Origin of the sequence: Pseudomonas cremoricolorata, from assembly GCF_000759535.1 — a bacterium.
Classification (GTDB): Bacteria; Pseudomonadota; Gammaproteobacteria; order Pseudomonadales; family Pseudomonadaceae; genus Aquipseudomonas; species Aquipseudomonas cremoricolorata_A.
Window position 1 is genome coordinate 3422412 of the sequence record NZ_CP009455.1, and the last position, 11827, is coordinate 3434238.

Genomic DNA, 11827 nt, shown 5'->3' on the forward strand with positions numbered 1-11827 from the left:
TCCTCCGGCCCGGACCCCCGTGCTGGCGCGACGAGAAGCCCTGGCAATGAGCAATCCTGTAATCCAACGCGTCGACACCCTGATCGTCGATCTGCCCACCATCCGCCCGCACAAGCTGGCGATGCACACGATGCAGCAGCAGACCCTGGTGATCATCCGCCTGCACTGCAGCGATGGGGTCGAGGGCATCGGTGAGGCCACCACCATCGGCGGCCTGGCCTACGGCTACGAAAGCCCGGAAGGGATCAAGGCCAACATCGACCGCTACCTGGCCCCGGCCCTGATCGGTCTGCCGGCGGGCAACGTCAACGCCGCCATGCTGCGCCTGGACCTCATCGCCAAGGGTAATACCTTCGCCAAGTCGGGTCTGGAAAGCGCCTTGCTCGATGCCCAGGGCAAGCGCCTGGGCCTGGCTGTCAGTGAACTGCTCGGCGGGCGCGTGCGCGACAGCCTGGAAGTGGCCTGGACGCTCGCCAGCGGCGACACCGCACGGGACATCGCCGAAGCCGAGCACATGCTCGAGATTCGCCGCCACCGCCTGTTCAAGCTCAAGATCGGCGCCAACCCGCTGCAACAGGACCTCGACCACGTCATCGCCATCAAGCGCGAACTGGGCGATCGCGCCAGCGTGCGCGTCGACGTCAATCAGTACTGGGACGAGTCGCAGGCGATCCGTGCCTGCCAGGTGCTGGGCGACAACGGTGTCGACCTGATCGAACAGCCGATCTCGCGCATCAACCGGGCAGGGCAGGTGCGCCTGAACCAGCGCAGTCCGGCGCCGATCATGGCCGATGAGTCGATCGAAAGCGTCGACGACGCCTTGCAGTTGGCGGCCACCGGTGCTGCCAGCGTGTTCGCCCTGAAGATCGCCAAGAACGGCGGACCGCGGGCCGTGCTGCGCACCGCGCAGATCGCCGAAGCGGCAGGTATCGCCCTGTACGGCGGCACCATGCTGGAAGGCTCGGTCGGCACCCTGGCCTCGGCCCATGCGTTTTTGACCCTGCGCCAGCTGACCTGGGGCACCGAGCTGTTCGGGCCGCTGCTGCTCACCGAAGAGATCGTCACCGAGGCGCCGCAGTACCGCGACTTCGCCCTGCACGTGCCGGCCACCCCAGGCCTGGGGCTGACCCTCGATGAAACCCGCCTGGCGCGCTTCGCCCGCCGCTAGGCTGTTCGCCACAAGGAGATTGCCATGCTGTTCCACGTGAAGATGACCGTGAAGCTGCCGCTCGACATGGACCCGGCCAAGGCCGCCCAGCTCAAGGCCGATGAAAAGGCCCTGGCCCAGCGCCTGCAACAGGAGGGCACCTGGCGCCACCTGTGGCGCATCGCCGGGCACTACGCCAACTACAGCGTGTTCGATGTCGCCGATGTCGAAACCCTGCACGACACCCTGATGCAACTGCCGTTGTTCCCGTACATGGAGATCGACATCGACGGCCTCTGCCGTCACCCCTCGTCGATCCATGCCGACGACCGCTGAGCGCCACCCGCCCAGCCCTGTATGCCTGACAAGAACAATTCGAGGTAACGAGCCATGACCGTGAAAATCTCCCACACCGCCGAGGTGCAAGCCTTCTTCGAAACCGTCGCCGGCCTAGGCAACGCACAAGGCAGCCCGCGCTTCAAGCAGATCATGCTGCGCCTGCTGCAAGACGTCGCGCGGCTGATCGAAGACCTGGAGATCACTGACAACGAGTTCTGGAAGGCGGTGGACTACCTCAACCGTCTTGGCGGGCAGAACGAGGCCGGGCTGGCCGCCGCGGGCCTGGGCATCGAGCACTTCCTCGACCTGCTGCAGGACGCCAAGGACCAGCAGGCCGGTCTCACCGGCGGCACCCCGCGCACCATCGAAGGCCCGCTGTACGTGGCCGGTGCGCCGATCTCGGACGGTGAAGCGCGCATGGACGATGGCCAGGACCCAGGCACCGTGCTGTTCATCCACGGCCAGGTGTTCGATCCGGCCGGCCAGCCGCTGGCCGGTGCCGTGGTCGATCTGTGGCACGCCAACACCCAGGGCACCTATTCCTATTTCGACAGCCGTCAGTCGGACTACAACCTGCGCCGGCGCATCGTCACCGACGCCGAAGGCCGCTACCGCGCCCGCAGCATCGTGCCGTCCGGCTACGGCTGCAACCCCCAGGGTCCGACCCAGGAATGCCTGAACCTGCTCGGCCGCCACGGCCAGCGCCCGGCGCACGTGCACTTCTTCATTTCCGCGCCGGGCTGCCGTCACCTGACCACGCAGATCAACTTCGAAGGCGACCAATACCTGTGGGACGACTTCGCCTACGCCACCCGCGATGGCCTGATCGGCGCGTTGCAGTTCGTCACCGACCCGGCCAAGGCCCGCGACCGTGGGGTCGAGGGCGACACCTTCGCTGACCTTGCTTTCGACTTCCACCTGCAAGCCGCGCAGGCGCCCGCCGCAGAAGAACGCAGTGAGCGTCCGCGGGCCTTGCAGGACGCCTGAACCCAGGCAACGCAGCGTTTTACCCCGGCGATCATCGGCAGGTGATCGCCGCACCCTAATCCCTTGCACCCGACGCTTCGCCATTCCTATAACAACAAAGGCTTCGCCATGACCCCGCATACCTCCGCCAGACCTTCGCCGTCTGCCTGTTACTGACAGGTTTCTGCCTTTAGCACATCTCTGCTTGCCGCCGGCTGGCCTTTTCGGCTGCGCGCCAGGCAGAGCAACCCGGGCTGTCCTCACTCAGGAATTCAGACAGATGAACACCGTCGCCAACGCTTCGCCCACCGGGCAGCGCCAGAAACGCTACGTCTACGAATGGTACGTAGTGGTGCTGTGCATGATCGCCTACATCTTTTCGTTCGTTGACCGGCAGATCCTGGCGCTGATGATCGAGCCGATCAAAGCCGACCTCAACCTCAGCGACACCCAGTTCAGCCTGCTCCACGGCCTGGCCTTTTCCTTGTTCTACGCCTTCATGGGCATGCCCATCGCCTACCTGGCCGACCGCTTCTCGCGGCCGAAGATCATCGCCCTGGGCGTGGTGTTCTGGAGCCTGGCCACCGCCGCCTGCGGGCTGAGCAAGAACTTCCTGCAGATGTTCCTTGCCCGTATCGGCGTCGGTGTGGGGGAGGCGGCGTTGTCGCCGTCGGCCTACTCGATGTTCAGCGACCTGTTCCCCAAGGACAAACTCGGCCGCGCGGTGGGCATCTATTCCATCGGCTCGTTCGTCGGTGGCGGCGTGGCGTTTCTGGTCGGTGCCTACGTGATCGCCTTGCTGAAGAATGCCGACACCATCGAGGTGGCCGTGCTTGGCGCGATGAAGGCCTGGCAACTGGCATTCATTCTGGTCGGCCTGCCAGGGGTAGTGGTGGGGCTGCTGATCTGGTTGACCGTGCGCGACCCGCAGCGCAAGGGCGCGCAGCTCGATGAGCATGGCCAGCCGCGCAAGCTCAGGCTCACCGACGGCCTGCGCTTCATCGGCCGCCACCGCGCCACCTTCAGCTGCCATTACCTGGGCTTCTCGTTCTACGCCATGGCGCTGTTCTGCATGATGAGCTGGACCCCGGCGCTGTACATCCGCAAGTTCGGCATGAGCCCTCAGGACGCCGGCTTCATGCTCGGCACCATCCTCCTGCTGGCCAACACCAGTGGGGTGTTCTTCGGCGGCTGGCTGACCGACTACCTGAGCAAGCGCGGCTACAGCGACGGCGCCATGCGCACCGGGGTGATCGGCGCGCTGGGCATGCTGGTGCCGGCAACCCTGTATTCGCAGGTCGACAGCCTGTGGCTGTCGGTGACCCTGCTGGTGCCGGCCATGTTCTTCGCCTCGTTCCCGATGCCGGCCTCCACCGCAGCGATGCAGATTCTTTCGCCCAACCAGGTGCGCGCGCAGGTGTCGGCGGTGTTCCTGCTGATCAACAACCTGCTGGCGCTGGGCCTGGGCACCACTCTGGTGGCGCTACTCACCGACCGCTATTTCGGCTCGCCGTTGGCGGTCGGGCAGTCGATGGCGATCGTCAGTTGCATCGCCTCGCTGCTGGCCATCGCGCTGCTGTACCTGGGCTGCCGGCATTTCCGCCGTAGCCTGCAACGTGAATACCCGCAGTGAACCCGACCTACGCCGCCGACTGTGCTCGGCGGCCGCACCCCGGAGAACGCCGATGATCGTGACAGTGCTGGGCGGTGGCCATGGCTGCTATGCCGCCGCCGTAGAGATGGCCGAACGCGGCCACACCACCCGTTTATGGCGCCGCGACGCCGCCGCGTTGCAGGCGCTGGCCGCTTGCGGCCACCTGGAGGTGAGCGATTACCGCGGCAGCCGCCAGGTCAGCGTCGGCGGCGAGGACGCCCAGGTGCAGTTGCACCACGAGCTGGGCCAGGCGCTGCGCGGCGCCGAGTTGATCCTGATACCGCTGCCGGCGACCAGTCATGAGGCGCTGGCGGCTCAGCTTGCGCCCCTGCTGGAAGACGGCCAGGTGGTGTTCCTGCCGCCTGGCACCTTCGGCAGTTACCTGTTCGCCAAAGCCCTGCGCGACAGCGCCAATCCGGCCGAGGTGGCCTTTGCCGAGACCGGCACCTTGCCGTACCTGGTGCGCAAGCACGGCGTCAATCAACTGGTGATCAGCGCCTACGCCACACGCCTGCCAACGGGCGTGCTGCCGGCCAGGCTGGCGCCGCAGGCGATGGAGGTGCTCAAGCAGGCGTATCCCAGCGTCGAGCCTTGCGCAGATGCCTTGAGCGCTGCGCTGATGAACGCAGGGCCGATCATCCACCCGCCGCTGATCCTGATGAATGCCGGGCCGCTCGAACACTTCGAGGCCTGGGACATTCACCACGAAGGCACGCAGCCGGCGATCCGCCGTGTCACCAGCGCCCTGGATGCCGAACGCATGGCGCTGCGCGAGGCGCTGGGCTACGGCGCGCCGCATTTCCCCCTGGCCGACCACTACAGCGAGCAGGGCGAGCCGTGGATGTACGGCCATGGCGCCCACGGCAAGCTGACCGACAGCGGTGATTGGCGTGAGAAGATCGACCTGCACAGCCACCGCTACATGCTCGAAGACACCCGCCTGGGGCTGTCGCTGCTGGTCTCGCTCGGGCGCTGGATCGGCCTGCCGACGCCGCTGGCCTCAGGCTTGCTGGCACTGGCCAGTGCCGTCACCGGCAACGATCTCTACGCCCAGGGCCGCACCTTGGAACGTCTCGGTCTGGACGCGCTCGACCGCGAGCAGATGCAGGCGCTGCTGATCCAGGGGCCACGGCGGTGAGCCGCGCAGCGGTGATTGCCGTCGCCGGCGCCGGGCGCATGGGCGAGGGCATTGCCCTGGCCTTCGCCCTGGCCGGGCACGCGGTGGCGTTGCTCGACCTCAAACCCCGCGAAGCGCAGGCCCAAGCGGCGTTGTGGCAACAGGCGCGCAGCAGTCTGGCCGAGCAACTGGATTGTCTTGAGGCTGCACAGTTGCTGGATGCCGAGCAGTCTCGGGCGGTGCTCGAGCGCATCGAGCAGGTCGCCTGCCAGCACAGCGGCGCAGCCCTGGCGGCCAGCAGCGTGGTGTTCGAGGCGGTGCCGGAAATCATCGAAGTCAAACGCCAGGCGCTGGGCTGGATCAGCCAACATGCCCCCGCTGAGGCGATCATCGCCTCGACGACCTCGACCTTTCTGCTCAGCGAACTGATGCCCGTGGTCAATGCGCCACAGCGGCTGCTCAACGCCCACTGGCTCAATCCGGCGCACCTCATGCCGCTGGTGGAAATCAGCCACGACCCGCAGGTCGACCTGGCGCTGTTGCAGCGCTTCGAGCAACTGCTGCAAGGGCTGGGCAAGGTCCCGGTGCGCTGCGCCATCGCGCCGGGGTATATCGTCCCGCGTTTGCAGGCGCTGGTGATGAACGAAGCGGCGCGCATGGTCGCCGAAGGTGTGGCAAGTAGCGAGGCCATCGACACTGCCGTGCGCACCGGCCTGGGCCTGCGCTTCTCGGTGCTGGGCCCGCTGGAGTTCATCGACTGGGGCGGCAACGACACCTTGGTGCATGCCTCGCGTTACCTCACCGAGCACCTGGGCGAACGCTTCGCCGCCGCCCCCCCAGGTGCTCAGCAACGCCGCCCACAAGCGCGACGGCCTGCGCGATCGCGTGGGCTTCTACGACTACCGCGAGCAAGACATCAGCGCCTACCGCGCGCAACGGATGCAGCGCTTCATCGAGCGTTTGAAGCAGGGTGGGTTGTTGCCGCGGATTGGATGAACGCAGGACGGGACGTTTCGTTTGTTTCGTCTATTGAGTGTTTCGTTTGTTTCGAATATAACGAGGCAATCTATTCGCGAGGCACTGCCTCGGTGCGTTGTTGGAGATCACTCATGAACACTGCCGATTATTCACAGAGCGTCCTGCCCGATTCAAAAACCATCGGCGCTGCCGTCGAATCGAGCCGCCAGCTTGCTGCCTTCGTTTCGACTACCTTGGAAACCCAGCGAATCGAGCTGGTTGACGAGTGTCAGCAGCGTCACAGCGTTGAGCTACCGACCTTCGCGCTTAGGCTGCTGGGCGACATTCTCAGCGAGCTGGCCATGGGCAATACGGTCAAAGTCGTACCCATCCACGCCGAGCTGACTACCCAGGAGGGCGCCGACATGCTCAACGTATCGCGCCCGCATCTGGTCAGACTGCTTGACGAAGGGGTGATACCTCACAGCAAGACCGGCACCCACCGTCGCGTTCGCTTCACTGACCTCATGGCCTACAAAGCCCAGCGTGACAGGGCCAGCCAGTCGTCCATGCAGGCCCTGGCCGCGCAAGCCCAAGAACTCGATCTGGGGTACTGATGAGGCAGTCGCCCTTCACCGTCGTTTACGACGCTTGTGTTCTGTACCCCGCCCCGCTGCGTGATCTATTGATGCACCTGGCCTTGACCGGTGTGTATCGAGCACGCTGGTCTGAAGACATCCACGCCGAATGGACACGCAACCTGCTCAAGAACCGCCCTGAGCTCAGGCCTGAGCAACTGGCCTGGACCGTCAAATGCATGAATGATGTGATCGCTGATTCTGTGGTCAGCGACTATCAGTCGCTGATACCTGGCCTGCAGTTGCCAGACGCGGATGATCGCCACGTGCTGGCGGCTGCGATCAGATGCAACGCATCGGTCATCGTGACCTACAACCTGAAAGACTTCCCCGCAGAGGTGTTGAGAGGTTTCGAAATCGAGGCGCTGCATCCGGATGTATTTCTGTCCGATATCTGGGATCTCGATCAGGCGGCAGTGCTGCAGGCGGCTCGGGGGCAGCGGGCGATGCTGAAGAACCCCCCTTACGCGCCGCGGCAGTTGCTGGACACATTGCTCAAGCAGCAACTGCCAGAGCTGGTGAAACGTCTATCTGACTACGAACTATTGATCTGAAGCCTCGCCCAACTTACTGCAACGGCGAAAACCCCGCCGGCAGGTACACCACCGAATTCATCTTCTGCAATTGCGGCGCGGAGTTTTCCGGGGGCCAGACGCCGTCGTGGACGGCGCGGGTGCGCACCTCGAGGCGTTGTTCCAGGGTTGCGTAGGGCCAGATGTGCAGGTAGCGCGGCACCCGGCCGCTGGTGGCGTAGAAGGCGGCGAACACCGCGGAGTAGCCTGGCGCGGTGCGTGGGCCGACCGCCTTGCGCCACCCGGCCAGGGTCGGGGCCAGGCCCGAGGGCACCAGGTCGTACTCGCGCAGTTCGTAGAACGGGCCGTGTGCGCCGGGGGCTAGCGGTTCGAGGAAGGGGAACAGACGGTAGTCGTCGATGTGCTGTTCGAGAATCCATTCACCGATGCCGAAGCCGTCGGCCGCTTCCAGCACCCGGCTGCGCTCGGCAGCCTTGATGGCCGGGCTGGCGAAGCGGCGCAGCAGCGCCACGGTGTTCTGCGGGCCGATCTCCGAGAGCCAGCAGCCGACCAGCTCCACCCCCTCCAGCGCCTCGGCCAGGGCCTGTTGCAGCCGGGGCAAGGCTTGCGCCGGGGTACGCACGCGCAGGGTGAAGCGGATCAGTTCGTAGTCGTGTGACATGCTCAGGGTTTCCTTCATGGGCGATTTGTTTCGAGCGGTCCCCGTAGGAGCGGCGTCAGCCGCGATGGGCCGCAAAGCGGCCCCAATCCAGGTACGCAATATCCCGGTGTCTACGCGCTGTCTGAATTGGGCCTGCTGCGCAGGCCATCGCGGCTAAAGCCGCTCCCACAGTCGATCAGGACAGGTGCTCACCGGGCTTGATGGTCAGCAGGGTGAGGGTGGTGATGGCGCCCATGACGATCAGCATCACCGCCACTGGCCAGGCATCCTGATACAGGCTGAATAGCGCGGTGGCGGCCAGCGGCGCGAGGCCGCCGGAGAAGATCGAGGCCACTTCATGCCCCATGGCCATGCCGGTGTAGCGCACCTTGGCTGGGAACAGCTCGCCCATCAGCGCCGGCTGGGTGCCGATCATCGCGCCATGACAGAACGCCATGCCCAGCAGCGCCGCCAGGTACACCCAGAAGGTCGAATGGGTATCGAGCATCCAGAAGAACGGAAAGGCCAGCAACATCAACCCCACCGAACCGATGGCATACACCGTGCGCCGGCCAATCCGATCGGACAGCCAGCCCCAGAAGACGATGGTGAACGCCTCGACGATCATCGCCAGCATCACGCTGGCCAGCACCAGTTGCGTGTCCAGCCCGGTGAACTTGGCATAGGCGATGGTGAAAGCCAGGAACAGGTAGGCACTGCCGTTCTCGGCGATGCGAATGCCCATGGCTTGCAGCACTGCCTTGGGGTGCTCGCGCAGCACCTGCATGGCCGGCAGGTGCCTGGGGGCATCCTGCTGCGCCTGTTCCTCGACGAAGGCCTTGCTCTCCGGCAACTGCCGGCGAATGTACACGCCGACGCCGAAGATCAGGATGCTGGCCAGGAACGGGATGCGCCAGCCCCAGCTCATCATGTCTTCGTGGGGCAGCATCTGCACCAGGTAGAACGCGGCGGCAGACAGCACGAAGCCGCCGGAGACACCCAACTGGCTCCAGGCAGCGAAAAAGCCCACCCGGCCCTTGGGCGCGTTTTCGCTGAGCATCAGCACGCCGCCACCCCATTCACCGCCCGAGGCCACCCCTTGCAGGATACGCAGCAGTACCAGGCAGATCGGCGCCAGGTAGCCGGCCTGTTCGAAGGTCGGCAACAGGCCCATGGCGAAAGTCGCCGCGCCCATGATGCCCAGGGTCATCACCAGGGCGGTCTTGCGTCCGGCCTTGTCGCCGATGTGGCCGAAGATCAGCCCACCCAGCGGGCGCGCCAGAAAGCCCACGGCGAACCCGGCGAAGGCGGCCATGGTGCCGAGCACCGGGTCGGTGCCGGCGGGGAAGAACAGCGGGCCGAAGATCAGCGCCGCCGCCGTGCCATACAGGAAGAAGTCGTACCACTCCAGGGCATTGCCCAGTGCTGAGGCGACGACGATGCGGCGCAGAGTGCGTGGGTCGGTATCGGTGCTGATGTTGGTCTGTGGATTGGACATGATTGCGCTCCGCGGCCGTTACCAGAATTTCCAGGTGTAGGAGGTGATGAACCGGTACTCGTCGTAGTCGTTGCCATAGCGCGTCTGTGTGCGCAGGTTTTTCAACTCCAGGCCCAGGTCCTTGAACGGGCCGCTTTGCACCACGTACGAGAGCATGATGTCGCGCTCGTTTTCCTGGTCGCGGGACAGCCCGGCGCCGCGGTCGATATCGGTGCCTTTGATATAGCGGGTGAACAGTTTGAGCCCGGGAATGCCGACAGCGGCGAAGTTGTAGCCATAGCGCACTGACCAGCTACGCTCGTCCGGGCGAATGAACGGCAGGCCCGCCCAGTTCGGCAGGTAGAACTGCGGCACGTAGCCGTTGATGGTCGGGAACACCGTGTCGCCGGTCATGCGCTGGTAGCTGGCGCCGACCATATGGCCGTTGTTTTCCAGGGTGACCAGGCCGTAGTAGGCACGGTTGTCCACCGCGCCGCCGCGTGCGGCGCCGTCCTCGCGGTTGTTGAAGTAGCCCACGTCGGTTTTCAGCAGGTAGTCGTCGGCGAAGGTCAGGCTGTGCTTGAGGCCGCCGTAGTCCTGGCGATAGATGTCGTTGAGCACGCCATGGAAGTAGCTGGCTTGCAGGCCTGGGGTCAGCGCGTAGGTGGCGCCGACGAAGTCCAGGCCATCGCTGTCCTGGCGGTCGCTGGTGCCGAAGCGGTACAGCCGCTCGTGGTTCGATGACTCGCGGGTGACGATCGACCAGAAGCGCCCGCCGACCAGGGTCAACCGGTCGATGTCGCGCGATTCGATCACCGCGCCCTGGTAGATCGTGTCGAGCTGGCGGCTGGGGTCGTTGGAGGCGACCGGGTAGTTGGGCTTCTGGTCGCCGATCTTCACCAAGGTCTTGGCGTACTTGAGTTTCAGTGTTGCACCGGCGCGGCCATAGTCGTCGGCAGCTTTCTGCCGCGAGCGACTGAACGGCAGCGAGCCGTCATTGCCGCTGGAGTCCAGGCGCAGGGCGTACTGACCATTGAGGTCGAGGCCGAGCGCGATCGGCGTGTCGGTGTAACCGGATTCAAATTGCAGGTCGAAGCCTTGCGACCAGTTGCCGACCTTCGACACCGGGGCGTCGGACTGGGTGAAGTTGCGGTTCAGGTACAGGTTTCTGAAATTGAGCGACAGGTGACTGTCATCCACCAGATCGGCCCAGGCGCTCAGCGGGAGCAGGGCGCCGACACTCAGGCACAGGGTTTTCGCACGTAACGGCCGTTTCGCTTGCATGGGGTAGTCCTGGAAATGTGATCGGTACAGGGCATGGGCAGGGGTTCACCGGCAGCAAAGGCGTGCAGGTCTGCGCCTGCCTGTCCGTCACGTATTGTTTTTGTTGTTTTCAGATATCCAGCACCAGGCGCGCACTGCGCGCCCGGGAACAGCACACGACGATCTGTTCGTTGCTCTGCTTCTCCTCATCGGTCAGGTAGTGGTCACGGTGGTCGGGTTCGCCCTCCAGCACATCGCACAGGCAGGTGCCGCACACGCCTTGCTCGCACGACACCTCCACGGCGATGCCGGCCTCGCGCAGCGCCGCCAGCAACGATTGCTCGGGCGCCACCTGAAGCGTCTTGCCGCTGCGCACGGCCTGCACCTCAAAGCCCGCCCCAGCGCTGTCGACCTCGACTTGGAAATATTCGTGGTGGATCTGCTCGGCGCTGAAACCCTGCGCGCGGGCGCCGGCAATCACCCAGTCCATGAACCCGGTCGGGCCACAGGTGTACAGGTGCGTGCCGGGGGCGGGGTCGCCCAGCACTTGGGCCAGGTCCAGGCGCTGGTCGTCGCCCTCGTCGCTGAAATGGGTGAACACGCTGGCGGCGAATGGCGCGGCCAGCAGTTCGTCGACGAACGCGCAGCGGCTGCGCGAGCGTGCCCGGTAATGCAGCTCGAAGGCCTCGCCGCGGGCGTGCAGGGTATGGGCCATGGCGATCAGCGGGGTGATGCCGATGCCGCCGCCCAGAAGGATGCTGCGCTGCGCGTCGGCCACCAGCGGGAACAGATTGCGCGGCGCGCTGATGCGCGTGAGGGCGCCAGCCTGCAACTGCACATGCACCGCCGCCGAGCCGCCGCGCGATTGCGCCTCACGCAAGACGCCAAGCCGGTAGACATTGGCCCGCGCCGGGTCGCCGCACAGCGAGTACTGGCGTACCACGCCAGGGGCTAGGTGCACATCGACATGGGCGCCTGCGGCGAAGCGCGGCAGCGCCTGGCCGTCGAGCGCCGCCAGTTCCAGCACGGCGACATCGGCGCCCTGGACCTCGCGGGTCTGGACGATGACATCGAGCAAGGCGTCGTTCATCGTCAG

General features: G+C 65.4%; 11 protein-coding genes and 1 pseudogene. 8 read left to right on the plus strand and 4 right to left on the minus strand.

The features are described 5' to 3' along the window. Positions 1-46 precede the first annotated feature (46 nt). The 8 genes and pseudogenes from LK03_RS15640 to LK03_RS15675 all read left to right on the plus strand — a co-directional run bounded on the left by LK03_RS15640 (position 47) and on the right by LK03_RS15675 (position 7372). Positions 47-1168: a muconate cycloisomerase family protein gene (locus LK03_RS15640; RefSeq protein ID WP_038413290.1), complete on the plus strand. Its 1122-nt coding sequence runs from the start codon at positions 47-49 to the stop codon at positions 1166-1168. 24 nt (positions 1169-1192) lie between these two features. Further along, positions 1193-1483, plus strand: coding sequence for a muconolactone Delta-isomerase (gene catC, locus LK03_RS15645; RefSeq protein WP_038413291.1), 291 nt, complete (start codon positions 1193-1195; stop codon positions 1481-1483). A gap of 54 nt (positions 1484-1537) precedes the next feature. Beyond that, positions 1538-2473 carry a catechol 1,2-dioxygenase gene (gene catA, locus LK03_RS15650; protein ID WP_038413292.1) on the plus strand — a complete coding sequence of 312 codons (936 nt, stop codon included), beginning with the start codon at positions 1538-1540 and terminating at the stop codon, positions 2471-2473. Positions 2474-2732: 259 nt separating this feature from the next. Continuing rightward, positions 2733-4085: a spinster family MFS transporter gene (locus LK03_RS15655; protein WP_038413294.1), complete on the plus strand. Its 1353-nt coding sequence runs from the start codon at positions 2733-2735 to the stop codon at positions 4083-4085. Between the two features lie 52 nt (positions 4086-4137). Beyond that, entirely contained in the window at positions 4138-5244 is a 1107-nt protein-coding gene (locus LK03_RS15660; RefSeq protein WP_038413296.1) for an NAD/NADP octopine/nopaline dehydrogenase family protein, read from the plus strand. Between the two features lie 38 nt (positions 5245-5282). Continuing rightward, positions 5283-6038: pseudogene (locus tag LK03_RS15665) on the plus strand (3-hydroxyacyl-CoA dehydrogenase NAD-binding domain-containing protein); the annotation flags it as partial. 294 nt (positions 6039-6332) lie between these two features. After that, entirely contained in the window at positions 6333-6797 is a 465-nt protein-coding gene (locus tag LK03_RS15670; RefSeq protein ID WP_038413297.1) for a helix-turn-helix domain-containing protein, read from the plus strand. Further along, positions 6797-7372: a PIN domain-containing protein gene (locus LK03_RS15675; protein ID WP_038413298.1), complete on the plus strand. Its 576-nt coding sequence runs from the start codon at positions 6797-6799 to the stop codon at positions 7370-7372. Before LK03_RS15670 ends, LK03_RS15675 begins: the two co-directional genes overlap by 1 nt. Positions 7373-7385: 13 nt before the next feature. Here LK03_RS15675 and LK03_RS15680 read toward each other — a convergent pair whose 3' ends face one another. From LK03_RS15680 to LK03_RS15695, 4 genes are all read right to left on the minus strand, one after another. Further along, the gene (locus LK03_RS15680) at positions 7386-8012 is read right to left on the minus strand and encodes an NIPSNAP family protein (protein ID WP_038413300.1); all 627 of its coding nucleotides are present in this window, start codon (positions 8010-8012) and stop codon (positions 7386-7388) included. 175 nt (positions 8013-8187) lie between these two features. Then, a complete protein-coding gene (locus tag LK03_RS15685) occupies positions 8188-9489 on the minus strand; it encodes an MFS transporter (RefSeq protein WP_038413301.1) in 1302 nt (433 codons plus the stop codon). An 18-nt stretch (positions 9490-9507) separates the two neighbouring features. Then, positions 9508-10752, minus strand: a complete 1245-nt coding sequence (locus LK03_RS15690; RefSeq protein ID WP_038413303.1) for an OprD family porin — start codon at positions 10750-10752, stop codon at positions 9508-9510. Positions 10753-10861: 109 nt separating this feature from the next. Then, positions 10862-11821 carry a PDR/VanB family oxidoreductase gene (locus tag LK03_RS15695; RefSeq protein ID WP_038413305.1) on the minus strand — a complete coding sequence of 320 codons (960 nt, stop codon included), beginning with the start codon at positions 11819-11821 and terminating at the stop codon, positions 10862-10864. Between the last annotated feature and the right edge of the window lie 6 nt (positions 11822-11827).